This is a genomic window from Kitasatospora sp. NPDC058243 (genome assembly GCF_042882025.1).
GTDB lineage: Bacteria > Actinomycetota > Actinomycetes > Streptomycetales > Streptomycetaceae > Kitasatospora.
This window is the reverse complement of sequence record NZ_JBHVWW010000013.1, coordinates 13,386-36,538: the sequence shown is the minus strand read 5'-3', so window position 1 is coordinate 36,538 and position 23,153 is coordinate 13,386. Positions and strand designations below refer to the sequence as shown.

Annotated in this window: 17 protein-coding genes; 16 read left to right on the top strand and 1 reads right to left on the bottom strand. The window is 73.5% G+C overall.

The annotated features are described in order from the left end of the window. Positions 1-3 precede the first annotated feature (3 nt). The 13 genes from cydD (at position 4) to ACFVX9_RS11810 (ending at position 18,971) form a co-directional block, all read left to right on the top strand. Positions 4-3,579: a thiol reductant ABC exporter subunit CydD gene (gene cydD, locus ACFVX9_RS11870; RefSeq protein WP_387981459.1), complete on the top strand. Its 3,576-nt coding sequence runs from the start codon at positions 4-6 to the stop codon at positions 3,577-3,579. Positions 3,580-3,672: 93 nt separating this feature from the next. After that, a complete protein-coding gene (locus tag ACFVX9_RS11865) occupies positions 3,673-5,481 on the top strand; it encodes a GAF domain-containing protein (protein WP_380335304.1) in 1,809 nt (602 codons plus the stop codon). A gap of 158 nt (positions 5,482-5,639) precedes the next feature. After that, positions 5,640-6,173, top strand: a complete 534-nt coding sequence (locus ACFVX9_RS11860) for a DUF1508 domain-containing protein (protein ID WP_107452896.1) — start codon at positions 5,640-5,642, stop codon at positions 6,171-6,173. Then, complete coding sequence (locus tag ACFVX9_RS11855; protein WP_063348394.1) at positions 6,163-6,567, top strand: hypothetical protein; 405 nt, start codon at positions 6,163-6,165, stop codon at positions 6,565-6,567. The genes ACFVX9_RS11860 and ACFVX9_RS11855 overlap by 11 nt, the downstream gene beginning before the upstream one ends. A gap of 321 nt (positions 6,568-6,888) precedes the next feature. Further along, entirely contained in the window at positions 6,889-7,926 is a 1,038-nt protein-coding gene (locus tag ACFVX9_RS11850) for a PstS family phosphate ABC transporter substrate-binding protein (RefSeq protein ID WP_063348393.1), read from the top strand. 83 nt (positions 7,927-8,009) lie between these two features. Beyond that, positions 8,010-9,047: a PstS family phosphate ABC transporter substrate-binding protein gene (locus ACFVX9_RS11845; RefSeq protein ID WP_387981455.1), complete on the top strand. Its 1,038-nt coding sequence runs from the start codon at positions 8,010-8,012 to the stop codon at positions 9,045-9,047. Positions 9,048-9,092: 45 nt separating this feature from the next. Continuing rightward, positions 9,093-9,683 carry a hypothetical protein gene (locus ACFVX9_RS11840; RefSeq protein WP_063348391.1) on the top strand — a complete coding sequence of 197 codons (591 nt, stop codon included), beginning with the start codon at positions 9,093-9,095 and terminating at the stop codon, positions 9,681-9,683. Between the two features lie 244 nt (positions 9,684-9,927). Then, a complete protein-coding gene (locus tag ACFVX9_RS11835; RefSeq protein WP_380482853.1) occupies positions 9,928-12,609 on the top strand; it encodes a hypothetical protein in 2,682 nt (893 codons plus the stop codon). A gap of 307 nt (positions 12,610-12,916) precedes the next feature. Further along, positions 12,917-13,948 (top strand): phosphate ABC transporter permease subunit PstC, encoded by a 1,032-nt coding sequence (gene pstC / locus ACFVX9_RS11830; protein ID WP_063348389.1) that lies wholly within the window; start codon positions 12,917-12,919, stop codon positions 13,946-13,948. Between the two features lie 43 nt (positions 13,949-13,991). Then, positions 13,992-15,218 carry a phosphate ABC transporter permease PstA gene (gene pstA / locus ACFVX9_RS11825; RefSeq protein WP_380380658.1) on the top strand — a complete coding sequence of 409 codons (1,227 nt, stop codon included), beginning with the start codon at positions 13,992-13,994 and terminating at the stop codon, positions 15,216-15,218. A gap of 38 nt (positions 15,219-15,256) precedes the next feature. Continuing rightward, the gene (locus tag ACFVX9_RS11820) at positions 15,257-17,134 is read left to right on the top strand and encodes a substrate-binding domain-containing protein (RefSeq protein WP_387981452.1); all 1,878 of its coding nucleotides are present in this window, start codon (positions 15,257-15,259) and stop codon (positions 17,132-17,134) included. Beyond that, positions 17,131-18,042 (top strand): class E sortase, encoded by a 912-nt coding sequence (locus ACFVX9_RS11815; protein WP_387981450.1) that lies wholly within the window; start codon positions 17,131-17,133, stop codon positions 18,040-18,042. The genes ACFVX9_RS11820 and ACFVX9_RS11815 overlap by 4 nt, the downstream gene beginning before the upstream one ends. Before the next feature lie 38 nt (positions 18,043-18,080). Further along, positions 18,081-18,971, top strand: a complete 891-nt coding sequence (locus ACFVX9_RS11810; RefSeq protein ID WP_079135714.1) for a phosphate ABC transporter ATP-binding protein — start codon at positions 18,081-18,083, stop codon at positions 18,969-18,971. Positions 18,972-19,025: 54 nt separating this feature from the next. Here ACFVX9_RS11810 and ACFVX9_RS11805 read toward each other — a convergent pair whose 3' ends face one another. Beyond that, the gene (locus tag ACFVX9_RS11805; RefSeq protein WP_380379594.1) at positions 19,026-19,880 is read right to left on the bottom strand and encodes an HAD family hydrolase; all 855 of its coding nucleotides are present in this window, start codon (positions 19,878-19,880) and stop codon (positions 19,026-19,028) included. A 188-nt stretch (positions 19,881-20,068) separates the two neighbouring features. On the opposite strand from ACFVX9_RS11805, the gene ACFVX9_RS11800 reads away from it, so the two are divergent. The 3 genes from ACFVX9_RS11800 (at position 20,069) to ACFVX9_RS11790 (ending at position 23,111) form a co-directional block, all read left to right on the top strand. Then, entirely contained in the window at positions 20,069-20,317 is a 249-nt protein-coding gene (locus ACFVX9_RS11800) for a hypothetical protein (RefSeq protein WP_380379597.1), read from the top strand. Positions 20,318-20,619: 302 nt separating this feature from the next. Continuing rightward, entirely contained in the window at positions 20,620-22,089 is a 1,470-nt protein-coding gene (locus ACFVX9_RS11795) for a phenylacetate--CoA ligase family protein (protein ID WP_380379599.1), read from the top strand. Beyond that, positions 22,086-23,111 carry a hypothetical protein gene (locus ACFVX9_RS11790; RefSeq protein WP_387981448.1) on the top strand — a complete coding sequence of 342 codons (1,026 nt, stop codon included), beginning with the start codon at positions 22,086-22,088 and terminating at the stop codon, positions 23,109-23,111. Before ACFVX9_RS11795 ends, ACFVX9_RS11790 begins: the two co-directional genes overlap by 4 nt. The last annotated feature ends 42 nt before the right edge of the window (positions 23,112-23,153 follow it).

Genomic DNA, 23,153 nt, shown 5'->3' with positions numbered 1-23,153 from the left:
GCCGTGAAGCCGGTCGACCCCCGACTCCTCGGGTACGCCCGCACCACCCGTGCCTTCCTCGCCGGATCCGTGCTCCTCGGCGGGGCGGGCGCGGCCCTGGTGGTCGCCCAGGCGAGTCTGATCGCCGAGATCGTCGTCCGCGCCTTCCAGCGCCAGGCGACCCTCGGCGAACTGACCACGCCGCTGCTGCTGCTCGCCCTGACGGCCGTCGGGCGCGGGCTGGTCGGCTGGCTCACCGAACTCACCGCGCACCGGTCCGTCGCCCGGGTGAAGTCCACCCTGCGGCGCCGGCTGCTCGACCACGCCACCGCGCTCGGCCCGGCCTACCTGGCGGGCCGGCGCACCGGCGAACTCACCACCCTCGCCACCCGCGGCGTCGACGCGCTGGACGACTACTTCGCCCGCTACCTGCCGCAGTTGGCGCTCGCCGTCGTCGTCCCGGTGATCGTGCTGCTGCGGATCGTCGGCGCCGACTTCACCTCGGCCGCGATCATCGCCGGGACGCTCCCGCTGATCCCGCTGTTCATGGTGCTGATCGGGATGGCCACCCAGAGTCGGATGGACCGGCAGTGGGGCACCCTGGCCCGGCTCTCGCACCACTTCCTCGACGTGGTGGCCGGACTGCCCACCCTCAAGGTGTTCAACCGGGCCCGCGCCCAGGCCGCCACCATCGCCCGGATCACCGCCGACTACCGCCGCGCCACCCTGCGCACCCTGCGGATCGCCTTCATCTCCTCCTTCGCGCTGGAACTGCTCTCCACCCTGTCGGTCGCACTGGTCGCGGTCACCGTCGGCTTCCGGCTGGTGGACGGCACGCTCGACCTGGAGACCGGGCTGCTGATCCTGATCCTCGCCCCCGAGGTGTACTTCCCGATCCGCCAGGTCGGCGCGCTCTACCACTCCAGCGTGGAGGGCCTGACCGCCGCCGACGAGATCTTCCAGGTGCTGGAGACCCCGCTGCCCGCCGCCGGCACGGTGCCCGCACCCGCCCTCACCGGGGCCGTCGTCGCCGTCTCCGACCTGGTCGTACGCCACCCCGGCCGGACCGAGCCCGCCCTGGACGGCGCCGCGCTGACCCTGCGCCCGGGCACCACCACCGCCCTCACCGGCCCGAGCGGGGCCGGCAAGTCCACCCTGCTCGCCGTCCTGCTCGGCCTCGTCGCCCCGGACGCCGGCACCGTCCGGATCACCGCCGCCGACGGGCGGACCCACGACCTGGCCGCACTGGAACCGGCGAGCTGGCGGCGGCAGATCGCCTGGGTGCCGCAGCACCCGCACCTGTTCGCCGGGACGGTCGCCGACAACCTGCGGCTCTACCGCCCGGAGGCCACCGACGAGCAGCTGTGGACGGCGCTGCGGGCCGCGCACGCGCTCGACTTCGTGACCAGGCTGGACGCCCCGCTCGGCGAGGACGGCGCCGGGCTCTCCGCCGGGCAGCGCCAGCGGCTCGCGCTCGCCCGCGTCCTGCTCGCCGACGACCGGCCGCTGGTCCTCCTCGACGAGCCGACCGCCAACCTGGACGGCGCCTCCGAGGCCGCCGTCGTGGACGCCGTCCGGACGCTCGCCGAGGACCCGGCGCGCACCGTGCTGATCGTCGCCCACCGGCCGGCGCTGCTGGCCGTCGCCGACCGGCGGGTCCGGCTGGCGGGGGCGCCCGCCCCGGCCGCCGGCCCGGCTGCGGCGGTGGCCTCCGCTGCGGTCTCCGCTGCGGTCGGGCGGCCCGCGCACAGCGGGCGGCCGACGCCCGCCCCCGCCACGGCGCAGGACGAGCCCGAAGCCGACGCCGCCACCCCGAGGCTGGCGCTGTCCGTCCTGCTCGGCGCGCTCGCCCTCGGCTGCGCCGTCGCGCTGATGGCCACCTCCGGCTACCTGATCTCCCGGGCCTCCGAGATGCCGCCGGTGCTCTACCTGATGATGGCCGTCACCTCCGTACGGGCCTTCGGCATCGGCCGCAGCGTCTTCCGCTACGCCGAACGGCTGGTCTCGCACGACGCCGTGCTGCGCACCCTCGGCACCCTGCGGGCCGCCGTCTACCGGCGGCTCACCGCGCTCGCCCCGGCCGGACTGCCCGCCTTCCGGCGCGGCGACCTGCTCTCCCGGCTGGTCGCCGACGTCGACGCGATCCAGGACCACCACCTGCGCTGGCGGCTGCCGGCCGCCGTGGCGGGCGTGGTCTCGCTGGCCGCGGCGGCGGCGATGGGCGCCTTCCTGCCCGCCGCCGGGGTCGTGCTCGGGATCGGGCTGCTGCTCGCGGGCGCGGTGGTGCCCGCCCTGGCCGCCCGCTGGTCGGCCGGTGCCGAACGGCGGCAGGCCCCGGAGCGCGGGCGGCTCGCCACCACCGTCGTCGACGCCTTCACCGGCACCGCCGAACTCACCGTGGCCGGCGCGCTGCCCGGCCGGCTCGCCGCCGTCCACGGCGCCGACGCCGCGCTCACCCGGCTGGCCGCCCGCTCAGCGGCCACCACCGCGCTCGGCACCGGGCTGATCGCGCTGCTCACCGGGCTGACCGTGACCGCCGCGGCGGCCGTCGGCGTCCAGGGGGTGCACGGCGGCGCGCTGGCGCCGGTCTGCCTGGCCGTGGTCGTGCTCACCCCGCTGGCCGCGTTCGAGGCCGTCACCGGGATGCCGCTGGCCGTCCAGGCGCGCCAGCGCAGCCGGGCCGCGCGGGCCCGGCTGGACGAGGTGCTGGAGGCCGAGGCCGCCGTCCCGGAGCCGGCCGCACCCGCCGCGCTGCCCGAACAGCCGCTGCCGGTCGCCGTGCGCGGACTGACCGTCCGGCACCCCGGGCAGGCCGTGGACGCGCTCACCGGCGTCGACCTCGACCTCGCGGCCGGCCGCCGGATCGCCGTGGTCGGCCCGTCCGGCTCCGGCAAGACCACGCTGGCCCAGGCGCTGCTGCGGTTCCTGGAACCGAGCGCGGGCGCCGTCACCTTCGTCGACGGCCGCCCACAGGCAGTGGACAGCCGCGCGCTCGCGGGCGAGGACGTCCGCCGGGTGATCGGACTGTGTGCCCAGGACGCCCACGTCTTCGACAGCTCGCTGCGGGAGAACCTGCGGCTGGCCCGGCCGGGCGCCACCGAGGACGACCTGCGCGCCGCGCTCGCCGCCGCCCGGCTGCTGGACTGGACGCTGACCCTGCCCGACGGCCTGGACACCATGGTCGGCGAGCACGGCGCCCGGCTCTCCGGCGGCCAGCGGCAGCGCCTCGCACTGGCCCGGGCCCTGCTCGCCGACTTCCCGGTGCTCGTCCTGGACGAGCCCGCCGAACACCTCGACCTGCCCACCGCCGACGCGCTCACCACCGACCTGCTGGCCGCCACCGAGGGCCGCACCACCGTGCTGATCACGCACCGGCTGGCCGGCCTGGACGACACCACCGTCGACGAGGTGCTGGTGCTGGACGGCGGCCGGGTCGCCGAGCGCGGCCGCTGGTCGGAGCTGATCGCGGACCGGGACGGGCGGCTGCACGCCATGTGGCGGCGGGAGCAGGAGGCGGACGGGCTGCTGGAGCGGGAGGCGGACGGGCTGCTGGAGCGGGAGGCGGACGGGCTGGTGGAGCCGGTCGGGGCCACCCGTTAGGACCGGTCGGGGCCACCTGCCAGGCCCGGTCAGGGCGCGTTTCCCGAGCCGCGCCGTCCTTCGGATGAAAAGCGTACAAACTAGGCTTTCTGCATGGACCCCACGCCAGAGCCCTCCGCCGCCGCGCCCGAGCCGACACCCCATCGGGTGCCGGAGATCGCTTCGCTCGGGCTGGACACCCTGGTCACCGAGGTCGCGGAGCGGCTGCAGTCGGCCGCCGCGGTCACCGACCGGATGCAGCGGCTGCTGGAGGCGGTGGTCTCGATCGGCGCCGGGCTCGACCTGCACGCCACCCTGCACCGGATCGCCACCGGCGCCGCCGAACTCGTCGACGCCCGGTACGCGGCCCTCGGTGTGATCGCCCCCGGCGGCACCGGCCTGGCCGACTTCATCCACGTCGGCGTCGACGACGAGACCGCCGCCGAGATCGGCGAACTGCCCGCCGGACGCGGCATCCTCGGCGCGCTGATCGACCGCCCCGAGCCGCTGCGGCTCGCCGACCTCGGTGCCGACCCGCGCTCCTCCGGATTCCCGCCGCACCACCCGGAGATGAAGACCTTCCTCGGCGAGCCGATCCGGGTCCGCGACGAGGTCTTCGGCAACCTCTACCTCACCGAGAAGAAGGGCGGCGGCGCCTTCACCCCCGAGGACGAACAGGTGGTGCACGCGCTCGCCGCGGCGGCCGGCGTCGCCATCGAGAACTCCCGGCTGTACGAGGAGGGGCGGCGCCGGGAACGCTGGATCGCCGGCGCCTCCGCCGTCACCACGGCGCTGCTCTCCACCGACCAGGCCGAGACCGCGCTCACCGTCGCGGCCGAGCAGGTCCGGGAGCTGGCGGACGCCGCGCTCGGCATGATCCTGCTCCCGACCGAACCGGCGGAGGACGGCGACGGGCAGATGCGGGTCGCCCACGCCTCCGGCGAGGCCGCCGAGTTCGTCCGGGGCGAGCTGCTGCCCAGGAAGAGCTTCGCGGCCCGGCTGCTCGCCGGGGAGAGCGTCTACCTGGACGACATGTCCAGCGACCCGACCGTGGAGATCCGGCTCGCCCGCGCCTTCGGCCCGTCCATGGCCGTCCCGATGGTCGCCGCCGGGCGGGTGCTCGGCGGGCTCTGCGTCTGGCGCCCGCGCGGCGCCCTGTCGTTCACCGACACCGAGAAGCAGCTCGCCGAGACCTTCGCCTCGCAGGCCGCACTGGCCCTGCGGCTCGCCGAGGGCCAGCGCGACCAGCAGCGCCTGGCCGTCTTCCAGGACCGCGACCGGATCGCCCGCGACCTGCACGACCTGGTGATCCAGCGGCTGTTCGCCACCGGGATGATGCTGGAGAGCGCGGCCCGGCGGTCCGTGGTGCCCGAGGTGAAGGTCGGCATCGGCAAGGCGGTGGACGAGCTGGATGCCACCATCCAGGAGGTCCGCACCACCATCTACGCCCTCCAGCACGACAACCACGGCGACGCGCCGGACACCCTGCGCACCCGGGTGCTGCGGGAGGCCAGCCAGGCCGCGGCCGCGCTCGGCTTCAAGCCCTCGGTGAGCTTCGTCGGGCCGGTGGAGAGTCTGGTCGAGGAGAAGAACGGCCGCCAACTGCTCGCCGCGCTCAGGGAGATGCTCTCCAACACGGCCCGGCACGCGCGGGCCTCCCGGGTCGGCGTCGAGATCGACGCGACCGCCCACCTGGACGACACCGGCCGGCCGGTGAGCGGTGACCCGGAGTCGTTGGACCGGGGCGGGCGCCCGGGCGTGCTGCTGACGGTGACCGACGACGGCGTCGGCATCCCGGCGGGCGGGCGCCGCAGCGGCCTGCTCAACCTGACCCGGCGGGCCGAGGCGCTCGGCGGCGCCGCCTGGCACGAGGCCGGGCCGTACGGGAAGGGCACCAGGGTCCGCTGGACGGCCCGGCTCTGAACCCGGCCCGATCCTCCTCGGCGGTTGGCCGGTGAAAGTTAAACGAGGGAGAACTTCCCGACCAACAGCGCAAGTTGTGAACGTTCTGGGCTTTCCGTGGGTCCGTGTGCACACATAGCTTTGCACCGGTCTCGGAGGGGTAACCGGACGGGGGAGCAGTGGACGCGTCTGGCCGCGGGAACACCGCAGCAGGGGCAAGTCGAGGCGGGTTCAGGACGGAGCGCGCCCCGGACGGGCGGTACCGCTGGCAGCTGAAGGCGCCGAACGGCCGGGTGGTGGCCATCACCGCCGCCATGTTCGAGACGCCCGGCGAGGCCGAGCGCGGCTTCGACGGATTACGCGTCGGGGCCGCCGAACTCACCGCGCGGATCACCCACGTCCGGGACGGCATCGGCTGGATCTGGGTCGTTCCCGGGTCGCGCAGCCTGCCCGAGGTGCGCTCCAGCCGCGCGTACGAGCGGTACGCGACCTGCCAGAACGCCTTCCGGCGCTTCGTCGTGCTGCTGGCCAAACAGCCCGCGCGGGACCTGCCCGTCCGGGAGCTGCCCGTTCGTGAGCTGCCCGCTCGGGACCGGCCCGTTCGCGACCAGTCCGTTCGTGAGCGGCCCGCTCGGGAGCGGCCGGTTCGTGACCTGCCGGGCCGTGAACTTCCCCGGAACACCGTCTCGTTGAGACGCCCCGATGGCCGCTGAGGGGCGCGGCCCCCGTCTGCTGATCGTCCCCGCACCCGAACGCTGCCTGGGCTGGGCGCTGCGCGCCGCCAACGGGCGGCCGCTCGGCATGGGCGTGCGCACCTACCGCAGCGAGGAGGAACTCGCCGAGGCGGTCCGGGTGTTGCTGATCGAGCGGGCGGCCCTGCGATGTTCGGTGGCCCAGTCCGAGGGCCGGCAGTGGGTGTGGTCCGCCTACCTGCCGGTGCGCAGCACCCGGCGGACGGCGGTCGAGCCCGCGCCGGTGGCGCGCAGCGCCCGCGGCTACCTGCGGCGCGACCAGTGCCAGGCCGGCGCCGAGGGCTTCCTGTCCGGACTCCAGTGGGTGGGGCAGGAGTTGCGGCGGGGCGGTCGGGACGGCCGCTGGCCGCTGTGAGGCGGCCGGGGCCCACGTGCAGTTCCGGTGAAGCGCAGGTTTCCGGCAACACCCCGAGTCGCCACCTGGAGAAGAACGTCATCGGGCTCTGACCACCCCCTTTCCCCTCCGCCGCGCCCGCGCTGACCAGTCGCTAAACCTCGTCGAACCGATGAGTCGACAATCCCGACCCGCCCTCGACCTCCCTTCCGGCGGAACCACCGGGCCGGACAGGATCTGCACTGCCGGAGCGGCCGCAGCGGACGCGGCCACCGGCCCCGGGCTCCCAACCAGAGCACGGGTCCACGCGATGGACGTCTCTCCCACCGGAGGAAGAGAAACATGCGTAAGACCGCTGCCAAGCTGCTCACCATTGCCGCCCTGGCGACCTCCCTGGCCACCGTCGCCAGCGGCACCGCCCTGGCCGACCCGGCATCGCTCCCGGCCGCCAAGGACATCGTGGGCGTCGGCTCCGACACCACCCAGGCCGTCCTGAACCAGTTCTCGGCGGACTACAACGCCACCATTCCGAGCAGCAACACCACCACCCCGCGCCTGTACAGCTGGGACGCGACCGGCACCTCGCCGATCACCACCAAGACCGGCGCCACCTCCATCGCCCGCCCGAACGGCTCCGGCGCCGGCATCACCGCGCTGAAGAACAACACCAGCGCCACCGTGGACTTCGCCCGCTCCTCGCGCGGCCCGGCGTCGACCGACCCGAACACCTTCGACTTCGTGGCGTACGCCACGGACGCGGTGTCCTGGGCGGCCCAGAACGGCGGCAACGCGCCGGCCAACCTGACCACGCAGAACCTCAAGGACATCTACACCTGCAACGTCACCACCTGGGACCAGATCGACCCCAGCCTGCCCAGCACCACCATCAAGCCGTTCCTGCCGCAGTCCGGCTCCGGCACCCGCTCCTTCTTCCTCTCCACCATCGGCGTCTCGGCCTTCGGCCTCTGCGTCACCGAGGGCGTGCAGGAGAACGAGGGCAGCGACGCCCAGCTGAACGACCCCGACGCGCTGGTCCCCTACTCCGTCGCCCACTACGTCGGCCAGGTGTACTACGGCAAGGGCAGCGGCGCCGACGTCCAGGGCCCGCTGACCATCCGCAACGTGAACGGCGTCGCCCCGGTCGACACCGTCAACAAGGTGATCACCAACGCCTTCGCCGGTACCTCCTACGCCCGCAGCGTCTACAACGTGGTCCGTCACTCCGACTGGATCGCCACCGACACCCACGGCACCGCGCTGCGCGCCATCTTCGGCACCAGCGGCTGGGTCTGCACCAACGCCACCGCGTCCGCCGACCTGAAGAGCTTCGGCTTCCTGCCGCTGCCGGCCGGCGCCTGCGGCAGCGTCACCCACTCCTGATCCACCCCGCACCATCCGGCGGCCACGGGCGCAGTGCCCGTGGCCGCCGGCCATCGGAGGAGCCGTCGAAGGGGCCCGGGACCATGCGTGGAACGACGAAGAAGCTGCTCGCCGCCGCCGCTCTGGCGACGGCGGTCGTCACCGCGACCGGCGGCACGGGGGCCGCCGATCCGACGTCGCTGCCGGCCGCACGGGACATCGTGGGGGTGGGGGACGGCGTCACGCAGCTGGTGATGAACCAGCTCTCCGCGGACTACAACGCCACCATCCCGAGCACCGACACCACCACGCCGCGCCTGTACAGCTGGGACGCGACGGGCACCTCGCCGATCACCACCAAGACCGGCGCCACGTCGATCGCCCGCCCGAACGGGGCCGACGCCGGCATCCAGGCCTTGAAGAACAACACCAGTACCACCGTGGACTTCGCCCGCTCCTCACGTGGTCCGGCACTGACCGACCCGAACACCTTCGAATTCGTGGCGTTCGCCACGGACGCGGTGTCCTGGGCGGCCCAGAACGGCGGCAACGCGCCGGCCAACCTGACCACGCAGAACCTCAAGGACATCTACACCTGCAACGTCACCACCTGGGACCAGATCGACCCCAGCCTGCCCAGCACCACCATCAAGCCGTTCCTGCCGCAGCCCGGCTCAGCCCTCCGCACGAACTTCCTGTGGAAGATCGGCGTCTCGGCCTTCGGCCTCTGTGTGACCGAGGGTGTGCAGGAGAACGAGGGCAGCGACGCCCAGTTGAACGACCCCGACGCGCTGGTCCCCTACTCCGTGGGGCACTACGTCGGGCAGATGTACTACGGCCGGGGCAGCGGTTCGGATGTGCAGGGCCCGCTGACCATCCGCAACGTCAACGGCGACGCGCCGGTCGACACCGCGAAGAAGGCCATCAACAAGAACTTCGTCGGCGGTAGCTACGTCCTCTCCCTCTACCACGTGCTCCGCCGCTCCGACTGGAACGCCGCCGACGCCCACGGTGCCGCACTGCGCTCCGTCTTCGGCGCCGACGGTTGGATCTGCACCAATCCGACCGCCCTCGCGGACATCACCGGGTTCGGCTTCCTTCCGCTGCCGCCCCACGCCTGCGGGAGCATCACGCACAGCTGACCACTGCTCCACCCGCACCATCCCACCTCTCCCAAGGAGTTCAGCATGGCAAGAACCGGCATCCGCCTCGCCACCACCGGTGCCGCCGTCGTCCTGGCGGTCACCGGTGTCGGCGGTGTGGCCGTGGCCGACACCACCGCCACCGCGCCCACCGGCAGCGCCGTGATCACCGTCGACGGCGCGTTCCTGGCCAAGTCGGTGCTCAAGGGCATCGTCGTCGTCCCGCTGACGCCGGCCACCGCGGCCGCCGCCAACAACGCCATCACCGCGACCTTCCCGGTGACCGGCGGAGCGGCCAACATCCCGTCCTTCTCCGGGGACGTGCAGTTCGGCGGCAGCCTGCTCTTCTTCAACGCCACGAACGGCAAGAGCGTCGTCTTCAAGCAGCTCGACTTCGGCGTCCGCAGCTGGAAGATCACGGCCGTCCCGGACGGCGGCACCAACCCGGTGGCGCTGCTGGACCCGCTGGGCGACACCCAGGTCGGCCGCACCGGCACCACGCAGAGCCTCACCGCGTCCAGCCTCCAGGTGGACGCGGAGGGCGCGCAGTACCTGGACAAGGCCCTCGGCACCACGTACTTCACCGGCGGCCAGTCGGTCGGCTCGCTCGCCCTGTCCTTCACTCCGGGCAGCTGACCCCCGGCCCGCGATGACCGCGGGGTGATCTGCGGGCCCGCACCCCGGTGCGGGCCCGTACGCATTCGGACGACGCAACTCCGTTCCATGGGTGCCGCGTTGGGGTCTCGTACACCCTGTCGACCGGATCCGGCCATATCCGGCTGGCGCAATGGTCAGGTACCGGAACCGTCCGGTCGTCCGCATGCCTGATCCCTCTTGCGCCGCGTGCTGGGCGGCGCGGATTCGCACGGAGGTGCCCGCCATGAGAGTCCGACTACCCGACCGGAGGGATCCGGGGTGGTGGCGTCGCCGATGGCCGGCGATCGCGATGGTGTGGTCGGTGGTGGTGGCCCTCGGGGTGGTGCCGATCGGCCTGGGGGCGGTGCCACAGGCGGTGGCGGCGTCGTCCGCGGTGACGGTGAAGGGGCCGAAGCTCTGGAATCCGAGCACCGGGACGTACGGCAAGCAGGGGAGCATCACGCTCTCGCAGTCGAAGGACCTCACCAACCAGGTGGTCCAGCTCTCCTGGAGCGGCTTCACCCCGACCACGGACGGCAACGGCCAGCCGAGGACGATCGTGAAGCCCGGCGACGCCTACTCCTTCTTCGCCGTCCGGATCTACGAGTGCCGCGGCACCGATCCAAAGGTCACCGACTGTTACGGCAGCACCATGTACGGGCTGGATCCGGCTGCCGGGTTCCAGCAGCGGAAGACCGACGTGCCTGCGCCGGACTTCCCGAGCAACATGGTGATCTCCCCCACCAGTATGGACGGTTCGGGAGCCGCGACCATCGAGTTGTACACGGGGCTGCAGAGCCCGACCCTGGCCTGCGATGCCACCCACCCGTGTTCCCTGGTGGTGGAGGCCAACTACGGCGGTGACAGCCTCGGCCAGACGAATCCGCAGCAGACCGTGGACTGCACGAACCACACCCTCGATCTCACCACCGGATACAAGCTCGCGTCGGACGAGGTGTTCGGCAAGGACGCGGCCAACGGCATGTCGAGCGGCGAGCAGTGCGCCTGGGAGAACCGGGCCGTGGTGCCGCTGGCCTTCGCGCCCTCGCCGGCCGCCTGCGAGGCGCAGACGTCGGCGTTCCGTGCCGCGGGCCTGGAGGCGGCCAACCGGGCCGTGCAACTGTGGCGTTCCGGCCTGTGCCTGGGCGACAACCCGCTGTCCTTCCAGTACCTTCCCGCCGGCGGTGAGCCGCAGGCCCGGGCCGACTTCCTCGGCGGAGCGACGGACGTCGCGCTGACGGTCCGACCGGATACGTCGACGCCGCAACGCCCGTACGTCTACGCGCCGTTGTCGGCCTCGGGCGTGTCGGTGGCCTTCGTGGTCGACGACCCGTCGACCGGTCGGCAGATCAGGGACATGAAGCTCAACGCCCGGCTGCTGGCCAAGCTCCTCACCCAGTCGTACTCGCCCGCCGGAGGCGTGATCGCCTCCGTGAAGGGCAACCCGACCTGCATCTTCCGGGACCAGGAGTTCCTGAAGTTGAACCCGCTGCCGCCGGAGAGCGGGCTGAAGTGGCCGACGTCCTGCGCGGTCTCGCAGTCCAGCCCCATCGTGGTCGGCGGCACGACGGACCTGGTGTACCAGCTGACCTCGTGGATCGCCTCCGACCCGGACGCCGCGCGCTTCCTGGACGGCGAGCCGGACCCGTGGGGCATGCGGGTGGACACGTACTACCTGCGGCCGGCCTTCTCCGGCTACCCGACCGACTCCTTCGCCCGGCAGGACTCCTCCGGGCTGGTCGGGGCGACGACGCAGCCGCGCAGCAACTGGCGCGAGTACGAGTGGAATCCGGTCACCACGGGGCTCGGTGACGTGGCGCGGAAGCTGCTGCAGAACAAGCCGACCTGCATCGATCCGACCATCCAGCCCGACGGCGGCCACAACCAGTGCGCGCCGATGGACCCGGGCAGCCGGACGCTGTTCTCGATCATGGACGCCGGCCAGGCGAAGGCCTACGCGCTCCCCGAGGCCCAACTCCTCAACCCGGCGGGCGGGTTCGCTGCGCCCAGCACGTCCAGCTTCCAGTCCGCGGTGGCGGACATGACGGTGGACGCGTCGACGGGTGTCCAGCAACTGCCGTACGGCGTCGCCGACACGGCGTACGCCCACGACCAGTTCGCCTACCCGCTGACCAGCGTGCAGTACGCGATGGTGCCGACCAAGGGCGTGCCCGACGCCAAGGCGGCGGCGATCACCAAGTTCCTGAAGACGGTGACGACCAGCGGCCAGGTGTACGGCACCGAGCCCGGCCGGCTGGCGCAGGGCTTCCTCGCCCTGACCAACGCCCAGCGCGCGCAGGCGGCGGACGCCGCCTCGCACGTGGAGACGCAGGACGGCAAGCTGCCCGGCAACCAGGCCGCGCCGCCGAACCCGCCCCCCGTCACTCCCGACCCGGGGACGACCGGCGGTACCGGGGGCACCCCGGCGGGCGGATCGGGCGCCACGGACGGCGCCGCTCCCGGCACCGCGCCCGCGCCCGTGAGCGACGGCGGCACGGCGGCCGGCGGGACCGGGGACACCTCGGCCGACGGCAACACCTTCGGCACGACCGGCGGGACCAGCGGCACCGGCGGCACCGGCTCCATCGGATCCACCGGTTCCACCGGGACGACCGGTGGCACGGCCGGCACCGGCGGATCCGCCGCCGTCCCGGCCGCCGCAACGGCCGGCGGGGCGAAGGCCGCCGCTGCCCCCTCCGCGTCCGGCAAGCCGATCACTGTGGCGCCCGTCGCGGCCGGCACGCCGGCGGCGGACCGCTCCGGCATGGCCCGCCTGCTGCTCCCGATCGCGCTGATCGGCGGCCTGGTGCTGCTGGTCGGCGGACCGGCGACGCTGCTGCTGGGCGGCACTCCGGCCGGGCAGAAGGCGCTGACCGGGCTGCGCGAGGGCTGGTCGCGGGTGCGTCGCCGCCGCTGGGGCCGCTGACGCCCGCGGTTGACGCCCGCGCCGGTTGACGCCGGCGCACCTCGGACGACTCGGCGGGGCCGCCGTTCCGGCCCCGCCGACTCGTCCGCCCGGTCCCGTTGCCGTCTGCCCCGGGCCCGCTGACCAGTCCCGCAGCCCGACCCGCGCCGCCCGCGCGTCGGCGACCGGACCGACCGGCGACCGGAACGCCGACGACCGACCGACGACCACGAACCAGCCGACCGAGCCGCCTTCGACGCTTTCGTCGGGCCGCCGTCCAGGCCGGGGCACCGCCCCGGCACCCGTACCCGAGCACGGAGAGCAGACCATGACAGCCGCCGCCGAGCCCGCGGCACCGTACGCCGGGGCGCCAGGCCACCCCGACGGCCAGCCCGACCCCGACGTCCCGCGCGTCATCACCGCCCCCGCCACCCCCGGCGACCGGGTGTTCCGCGGCGTGCTGCGGCTCGCCGGGATCTCGGTCTTCGCCATCATGGGGCTGATCGCGTTCTTCCTGCTGCTGCGCGGCACGGACGCGCTGCGCGCGGTGGGCTGGTCGTTCCTGACCGAGCAGAAGTGGCAGACCGCCGCGCACAACTTCGGCATCGCCGCCGTCCTGCCGAACGGCCTGCTGATCGCCGTGATCGCCCTGGCCATCGCCGTCCCGGTGGCGCTGACCACAGCGGTCTTCATCGCCGAGTACGCGCCCGTGCGGCTGCGTTCGGTGCTGGTCTCGCTGATCGACCTGATGGCGGCGATCCCCAGCATCATCTACGGCCTGTGGGGGCTGTTCTTCCTCCAGCCGCGCATCATCGGCTTCGTCCGCTGGCTGGCCAACCACCTCGGCGACGCGATCCCCTTCCTGAAGGTGCGCACCGGCGACATCGGGACGTCCTACACCTCGTCCACCTTCATCGCGGGCGTCGTGGTCTCCCTGATGATCATCCCGATCGTCACCTCGCTCAGCCGGGAGGTGTTCTCCCAGGCCCCGCAGGGCGAGCGGGAGGGCGCGTACGCGCTCGGCTCGACCCGCTGGGGGATGGTGCGCGCGGTGGTGCTGCCGTTCGGCAAGGGCGGTGTGATCGGCGCGGTGATGCTGGGCTTCGGCCGGGCGATGGGGGAGACGATCGCCGTCGCGCTGATCATCTCGCCGAACTTCAAGACCATCACACACATCCTCGAGAACGGCGCCAACTCGATCTCGGCGCTGATCGCGCTGCGCTTCGGCGAGTCGGACGCGCTGTCGCTCTCCGCGCTGATGGCGGCCGGCCTGGTGCTGTTCGCACTGACCCTGCTGGTCAACGTCGCGGCCGGTTTCGTGATCAACCGGTCGCGCTCCGGCGCCTCGACCGCGGACTGAGAAGGGCGGCCGACATGACCAACCCCGTTGAAGGGACGACCCGATGACCACGCTCGACCTGCCACCCGTGGCCGCGTCCGAGCCCGCCGAGGCGCCGCCCGCCCCCGCACCCGTACCCCCGCGCCCGGAGCGGCGGGTGAAGCTCGGCGGGGTCACCCGCGAGGACGTGCTCACCGTGGCCGGCTCGCTGGTCGGCTCGCTGGCGCTGGACTGGATGAGCTACGAGCGGATCCTGCCGTTCAGCGGCGCGTTCGGCTTCCTGGTCTGCTGGTACGTGCTGTTCCTGGCCGGCTACTTCACCCTCGGGCGGCTCCAGTGGGGCAGGCTGCTGGTGCGCGAGCGCCTGGTGTCGGTGGTCGCGTGGAGCTCCGGACTGCTGGTGCTCGCGCTGATCGTCGACCAGATCGGCTATCTGGTGGTCCGAGGCTCCGAGGCGGCCCAGCACCTGAACTTCTTCACCGAGTCGATGGAGAGGACGGCCGCGCTCTCCCCGATCACCTCCGGCGGTGCGCTCAACGCGATCGTCGGCTCGCTCGAACAGCTGGGCCTGGCCACGCTGTTCGCGGTGCCGCTGGGCATCGCCGCGGCGGTCTTCATGTCCGAGGTCGGCGGCCGGATGGCCCGTCCGGTGCGGACCCTGGTCGAGGCGATGACCGCGCTGCCGTCGATCGTCGCGGGCCTGTTCGTGCTCGGCGTGGTGATCCTCACCCTCGGGTTCGAGCAGAGCGGGTTCGCGGCCTCGCTGGCGCTGACCGTGATGATGATGCCGATCGTCACCCGGGCCGCCGAGGTGGTCATCCGGCTGGTGCCGGGCACCCTGCGCGAGGCCTCGTACGCGCTCGGCGGCAGCCAGTGGCGGACGGTGTGGAACGTGGTGCTGCCGACCGCCCGGCCCGGTCTGGTGACGGCGGTGGTGCTCGGCATGGCGCGCGGCGTCGGCGAGACCTCGCCGGTGCTGCTGACCTCGGGCTTCACCGCGCAGTTCAATGCCGACCCGTTCACCGAGCCTCAGGTGTCGCTGCCGCTCTACATCTGGAACTACGTCAAGCAGCCCTACCCCGAGATGGTCGCGCGGGCCTTCGCCGCGGGGCTGACCCTGATGGCCGTGGTGCTGGTCCTGTTCGTGACCGCCCGGGTGCTCGGCGGCCGTCGGCCCGGCCAGTTGACGCGGGGCCAGAAGCGCCGGATCAACCGGGACGCCCGTCGTCTCGAGGCGGCCGCCGCGGCCGCCGTCGCCCGCCCGTACGCCATCCAGCCGGAGAAGCGCTGATGCCCAGCCCAACCACCCTCCGTACCAGAGGAGTTCCCATGTCGTGGGAGGCCGCAAGCCGCCCCGTGGCCCGCACCCTGGCCGTGCTGCTGTCCCTGTCGCTCGCCGCGGCCTCACTGCTGCTCGGGCAGGGGGCGGCGTTCGCGGCGTCGGTCGCGCTGAGCGCCCAGGGCTCCAGCTGGTCCGGTCCGGCGATCGACCAGTGGCGCCAGGACGTCGGGCCGCAGGGCATCCAGATCAACTTCAATCCGGTCGGCTCGGCCGCCGGCCGCACGGCCTGGAGCAACGGGCAGACCGACTTCACCGCCTCGGACGTGCCGTTCCGCAGCGGGGATGACACCGGCCTCAGCGAATCGGCCCGCACCGGCGGCCAGGGCGGCCGGGAGAACCCGGTCTACGGCTTCTCGTACGTGCCGATCACCGCGGGCGGCACCACCTTCATGTACAACCTGCAGGTCGGCGGCAAGCAGGTCCGCGACCTGCGACTCTCCCCGCAGACCATCGTGGACATCTTCACCAACAAGATCACCAACTGGAACGACCCGAAGATCACCGCCGACTACGGCAAGCCGCTGCAGAGCATGCCGATCACCCCGGTGGTCCGTTCGGACGGCTCCGGCGCCACCGCGCAGTTCACCCGTTGGATGGAGCACAGCTACCAGGCTCAGTGGGACGACTACTGCAAGTCCGTCAACGGCACCACCTGCGGCGACTACACCGAGTTCTACCCGCCGTCCGGCCGGATGACCGCGCAGAACGGCTCCGACATCGTCGCGGGCTACATCAAGTCCTCGATCGGCCAGGGCACCATCGGCTACGACGAGTACGCCTTCGCCAAGCGCAGCAACTGGCCGGTCGTGAAGGTGCTCAACAAGGCCGGCTACTACTCCCTGCCGACGGCCTCCAACGTGGCGGTCGCGCTCACCGCGGCGAAGATCCGCGGCGTCGACGACAACACCCCGGCGAGCGACCCGAACTACCTCCAGCAGAACCTCGACGGCGTCTACACGATGGACGACCCCCGCGCCTACCCGATCTCCAGCTACAGCTACGTGATCGTTCCGCGCGCCGGAGCGGAGCTCAAGCCGCCGCCCCGCTTCAACAACGACAAGGGCGGCGCACTCAGCCGCTTCCTCGCCTACGTCCTGTGCGAGGGCCAGGGCGAGGCGGACGGCCTCGGCTACTCGCCGATCCCGCGCAACCTGGTCAAGGGCGGGTTGCTGCAGACCAAGAGCATCCCGGGCAACGCCAGCCCCGTCGACCTGGACACCCTCTCCAACTGCGCGAACCCGACCTTCAACTCGGCCGGTGAGCTGACCGTCCTCAAGAACGCGCCGCAGCCCAGCCCCTGCGACAAGCAGGGCGCTCCGCTGGACTGCACCGTGCAGGGCGGCCAGCCGGTCAAGACCGGTTCGGGCGCGGGTAGTTCGGGCGGCACCGGCGGCGGCGCGGCCGGCGGGACCGGCGGCACGGGCGGCACGGGCGGTACCGGCGGCACGGGCGGCACGGCCGCCGGCGGTTCGGGCCGGACCGGCAACGGCACGGCCGCAGGCACGTCCGGCGGCACCGGCGGTACCGGTGGCGGTACGGGCGGTGGCGGCGCGGGCACCGGCGGCACCGGGGACGGCGGCGCAGCGGCCGACGGCGCGGCCGGCACGGACCCGAACGCGGCCGGTGCCGCGCCGGGCGACCCGGGCACCGAGGACGTCGTCGACCCGCAGACCGGCCAGGTCGTCGCCCGCGGCCGCGGCGGCAGCACCGAGGTCGCGGCGAACGTGGTCGAGGTGGCCGGCAAGCCCGAGGACTGGACGCTGAGCACGCTCACCGCCCTCGAACTGCTCGCCGTGGTGCTCGTCCCGCCGCTGCTCGGCCGGCGGCTGCTGCGGCGGCGCAAGTCCTCGGACGGCGCCTCGTGACCGCCCCGGTGCTGGAGAAGCCGGCCGCCCCCGTGCGGCCGGCCACGCCCGCGGGCCCACCCGCCGCGACCCCCGCGGCCGGGCCCGCCGCCGCCCCTTCGCGGCGCCGCCTCCTCCAGGGCGCCCGGGTGGCCAGCCTGCTGGCCGCGCTGGTGCTGGGCTTCGTCGGCTACCTGTTCACGCTCTCGCACGTCCAGGAACGGCACTTCCAGTCCACCGCGTACAAGACCTTCCGGGACCAGCTCGCCCGGGCCGTCGCCCCCACCGGGGCCGCCGCCGACGGCGCCCCGGTGGCCCTGCTGGACATCCCGGCGATCGGCCTGCACCAGGCCGTCGTGGTCGAGGGCACCACCGGCCGGGACCTCATGCGCGGGCCCGGCCACCGCCGGGACACCGCCCTGCCCGGCCAGGGCGGCGTCGCGGTGCTGTTCGGCCGCGGCGCCACCTTCGGCGCGCCCTTCGCCGAGCTGTCCGGGCTCCGGGTCGGCGACAAGATCGAGGCCACCACCGGGCAGGGCAAGTTCATCTACACCGTCAACGTGTACGGCGACGGCGACCACCCGATCACCGACCCGGCCCGCAACCGGCTCGTCCTGGTCACCGGGGACTCGGACTGGATCCCCGGCTCGACCGTGATGGTCGGAGCCCGGCTGGACGGCGACCCCCAGCAGAACCCCGGCGGCCGGCCCCGGACCGTCCCGTACGACAAGGCGCTGGCCGCCGACAAGGGCGCGCTGGCCACGCTGCAACTGTGGTCGCTCGGACTGCTGGGCGTGGTGCTCGGCGCGCTCCTGCTGGCCCGGTACTGGCGGGCCTCGGCGGCCTACCTGAGCCTCGCGCCGGTGCTCGGCGCACTGCTCTGGGCGGTCTACGAGAACGCCGCCGCCCTGCTGCCCAACCTCTACTGAAGCGCGCCCGGAAGGCCGTACCGATGACGGATGCACCGATGACCGACACCCCGACCACCGGCCTGGGGACGGTCGACGCCCCGGCGACCGACCCGGCCGCCGACACCCTCACCCTCCCGCCGCTGCCGCCGGCCCCGCACCCCGGCGGCGAGCCGCTGGCCGGGCTGGAGACCAGGGAGGTCTCCGCCTGGTTCGGCGCCCGCAAGGTGCTGGAGCGGGTCTCGCTGGCGATGCCGGCCGGCGAGGTCACCGCGCTGATCGGCCCGTCCGGCTGCGGCAAGTCCACCTACCTGCGGATCCTCAACCGGATGCACGAGATGGTGCGCGGCGCCGCGCTCTCCGGCGAGGTGCTGCTGGAGGGCGACGACGTCTACCGTCCCGGTCGGCGCCCCGCCGAGGTGCGGCGCCGGATCGGCATGGTGTTCCAGCGGCCCAACCCGTTCCCGGCGATGTCCATCCAGGACAACGTCGCCAGCGGCCTGAAGCTGGCCGGGATCAAGGTCTCCAAGGAGGAGCGCCGGGACCTGGTGGAGACCAGCCTGCGCCGCGCCGGGCTCTGGGACGAGGTCTCCAGCCGGCTGCACACCCCGGGCGGCTCGCTCTCCGGCGGGCAGCAGCAACGCCTGTGCATCGCACGGTCGTTGGCGGTCTCGCCGGACATCCTGCTGATGGACGAGCCGTGCTCCGCGCTCGACCCGACCTCCACCCGACGGGTCGAGGAGACCATCGCCGAACTGCGCGGGCGGCTCACCATCGTGATCGTCACCCACAACATGCAGCAGGCCCAGCGCGTCTCGCAGACCTGCGCCTTCTTCCTGGCCACCCACGACACCCCGGGCCGGATCGTGGAGGCCGGGCCGACCGCGCAGGTCTTCGGCAACCCGCGTGACCAGCGGACCTCCGACTACGTGAACGGCCGCTTCGGGTAGGCCCTGCCCGGCCGGACAGGGCCCAGGCGATACGTCCTAGGGGAGCCAGGGGAGCTAGGGGAGCCAGGGAAGTCGCAGCAGCTCCTCCAGCACCGCCGCGACGCCGTCCTGCTCGTTGCTCACGGTGTGCAGCGGCACCGCCGCCAGCACCTGCGGGTGCGCGTTGGCGACGGCGTACGCGGTGCCGGCCCAGTCCAGCATCTCCAGGTCGTTCGGCATGTCGCCGAAGGCCACCACCTCGCTCCGGTCGATCCCGTGCCCGGCGCACCAACGGGCCAGCGTGCTGGCCTTGGTGACGCCGGGCGCGCTGATCTCCAGCAGCGGGATCGGCGCCGAGCGGGTGATCTCGGCCAGCTGCCCGGCCGCCTCCCGGGCCCGGGTGAGGAACGTGTCCGGGTCGAGGTCGGGGTGCTTGGCCAGCAGCTTGAACAGGCCCCGGACCGGCCCGCCGGCGCTCAGCAGCTTCTCCGCCGGGCCGACCGCGTGCTCCAGGTCGTCGCCCCACATCGGCACCGCGTACTCGGGCTCGCGGGCCCACCCGTCCGGGTACTCGAAGGCGAACGCGGTACCGGGCAGCTCGGCGCGCAGCACCTCGACCACCGCCAGGGTGGTCTCCACCGGAAGCGGGAACGACTCCAGCAGCTCACCGCGCCGCACGTCCACCACCGCGCCGCCGTTCGAGCAGATCGCCACCCCGTGGCCGCCGATGTGCGCGCTCACCTGCTGCATCCAGCGCGGCGGCCGCCCGGTGACGAACACCACCTGCACCCCGGCCGCCTCCGCGGCCGCCAGGGCCGCGGCGGTGCGTTCGCTGACGGTGCCGCCGGCGCACAGCAGGGTGCCGTCCAGGTCGGTGGCGATGAGGCGGGGGGCGGTACGGGCTTCGGTCACCGGTCCATCTTCGCCCATCGGTGCCGCACCGGTCACCGGCGAGGACGGACCTCGTCGCGGACCCGCAGGACGGCGCCGCCGACCCGCCGGACCTGTGGCTTTCGGCCCCCGAGGCGCCGTTTCCGGCCTATTCGCCCGGCGGCCGGGGTGTCCCCGGGGCGCGACGGGCAGGAGTGTGCACGGCCACCCCGTCGGCAGGAAGAGCCATGCCCACTCGCCAGCTCCGAGACGAGCCTCCCCCGACCATCCCGCCCGCCGCCTCCCCGGACGCCTCCTCGGACGCCTCCTCGGGCGCTTCCTCGGGCGCTTCCTCGGGCGCTTCCCCGGACGTTTCCTCGGACGCCTCCCGCGAGCCGGTCCTGCTCGGCGACGTCCTCTTCCACACCCTCGCCGAGATCGCCCGCCGCGCCCCCGAGCCCCGCCTCCCGGCCCAGCGCACCCGCCCGCACCCGTAGGCCCTGCCCGGTCGAGCTGCGCCACCGCCCTTTCGGAACACGGAATTTGATGCCGTCTCACCTCTGGTCGCGCATTGTTCGATTCCCTAAACTGCACTCCCCACCCGCCGGCACCGGAGCACGCCATCGGGGCGTGCTCGGCCGCGCCGGCCAGCCCCACCAGGAGGTCTTGACATGGTCAAGCACTACTTCAAGTACGCCCTGAGCACCCTGACCGCCGCCATGTTCGCGCACATGGCCTGACCGAGTCGTCCCGGCCTGGGCCGGGGTGAGCATCCCCGGCCCAGGTTCCAGGAGGTCTCGTGTTCGGCACTGCGGTGAGTCAACTCCGGTACGGCGCATCGATCCTGCTCAACCGCAGGATCCGGCCCCAGGACCTCGGACGGATCGCCGACGACATGGTCCGCACGCTCGCCGAGTTCGGCGAGCCGGGCGCGGACTCGGCACTGCTGCCGGGGCAGGCCGGGCAGGTCGACCCGGAGGTGCGGCGCACGGTCACCCGGCGGAGCCTGCGGGCCACCGCGCGCGCCGCCGTCCGCCACACGGCCTACTACCGGCGGACCTTCGACGACCTCGGGATCGACCCCGACACGCTCGACACGGAGACCTGGTCGCGGGTGCCCGTCACCCCGAAGGCGGCCCTGCGTGGCCTGCCCGCCGCGTTCGTCTCCGCCGCCGCCGCGCCCGCCCTGATGGCGCTGACCACCGGCACCAGCGGCACCCCGACCGCGGTCTGGTACTCCCGGGCCGAGTTGGAGACGACGATCGCCCTCAGCACCATCTCGGCGGCACTGACCCTCGGGCTGCGCCCCCGGCACACCGTGGCGTACGCGGGCTGCTCCAGGGCCACCCTGCCGCTGGTCGTCGCCGAGGAGTCCACCACCCGGGTCGGCGCCTCGTTCGTCCAGTTCGGGACGATCGACCCCGCGCTCGCCCTGGACCGCCTCGCCGCACCGCTCGGCCTGCCCGGCAAGGCCCCGCAGATCACCCACCTCACCGCCTCCGCGTCGTACCTCTCCGCGCTCGTGCAGGAGGCCGAACAGGGCGGGTGGCGGTCCGCGGACTTCGGGCTGGAGAGCATCGGGGTGGGCGGCGAGGTGCTGTCGGCCCCCCTGCGGGAGCGGGCCGAAGCGGCGTTCGGCGCACCGGTGTCCACGTCCTACCTGATGACGGAGACGCTCCCCTCGGGCGGCACGCCGTGCTCCCAGGGGCATCTGCACCACACCACCGAGTTCGGGCACCTGGAGGTGCTCGACCCGCAGACCTGGGAGCCGACCGCGCCGGGGGAGGTCGGCATGCTGGTGCACACCCCCTTCGTGCCCTACCGGGAGTGCACCCTGCTGCTGCGGTACGCCACCGGCGACCTGGTCCGGCTGCCCGTCGGCGAGGCCGGGTGCGAGTGGGCGCACCTGCCGGCCACGTCCGCCGTCCTGGGCCGCTGGTCGGGGCCGCTCAGCGCCTCCGTGCCGACCAGGGACGTCCTCGACCTGGTCGAGGGGGAGCCGGACGTGCCGCTGCCGGCCAGGTACACGCTGACCGAGGAGCCGGACGGCGGTGCGCTGCTGCACCTCCTGGTCCGTGCGCTGCCCGCGGCGACACTGCACCGCAGGCTCGAACAGGGGGCATCGGCGGCGGGGCTGCCGCTGGCCGGCATCGTGCTCCACGACGACCGGTCGAAACTGCCGCCGTCCAGCCCGGTCCGCGCGGACCTGCGGGAACACACCTTCGAGTCGGCCCGTCCGGTCGGCGTCCGGGCCGGGAGCGGCGCATGAACGCGATCCCCCTCGTCGCCCTGAGCTGCTGCGTGGCCCTGCTGATGGCCGCGGCCGGGGGGTACCTGGTCCGCGTGCGGATGCCCAGGCCTCCGGTGGGCGTCTACACCTCCGGCGACATCGCCGTCCTGTGCGTCGGCGTCGTGCTCGCCCCGCTGCTCTACCTCAAGCTGCCGGGCGTGGTCGTCTCGGCGCTCTTCGGCCTGGTGCTCTGCCTGGCGGTGCAGTTCACCCTGGCACCGGTCTGCTCCGGCCGCTGGGCCTGGGGCCTCGCACTCGTGGCCGCCGGCGCCACGGCGGCGTGCAGCGGCCACCCCGTCGCGGTGCGCGCCTGCACCGACGTGATGCTCGCCGTCGCGGTGGTGGGCGTGGCCAACCTGTGGACGCAGAGCGGAATGCGATCGGCGCACGCGGCCGGCCTGGCCGCCGTCCTGTCCTGCTACGACCTGGTGGCGACCACCCTGACGCAGGTCACCGCGAACTTCGTCACCCAGGTCCAGGGACGGCCGTTCGCCCCGATGCTCGTCCTGACGGGCGGCAGCCCGCCGGTCGCCGTGGGCCTCGGCGACCTGCTGCTCCTCGTACTGTTCCCGCTGGTCGCCGCCAAGGCGTTCGGACGGACGGCCGCGTTGCTGGCGGCAGCCGTCGGAGTGGTCGTGACCAGCGCGGTCAGCGCGCTGTTCGCCCTGGGCGTGCTGACGGCGGGCTTCCCCCTGCTGACCGTGCTCGGCCCCCTGATCGTGGTGCAGCACGTGCTGTGGTCACGCCGACTGGGCGGCGAGCGGACGACGGCCCGCTGGCGCGCCGGTACCGACTCGCCTGCCCCACGCCCCGACCGCCTCCAGCCGGACCCCGCCCTGACGTCGGCCCTGTCCCTCACCCCGCCCACCGGGCTGGCACCGGGCACCTGGATCGCGATCGCCGACGGCCAGATCCTCGGCACCGGCAACTCCCCCGGCCTCGCCCGCCGCGCCGCCCGCCAGCGCGGCACGGACACCCTCCCCATCGTCCGCCAGCTCTGACCGGCCGCCCTTCAGCGGACTTCTGACGACGGCGGCCACGGC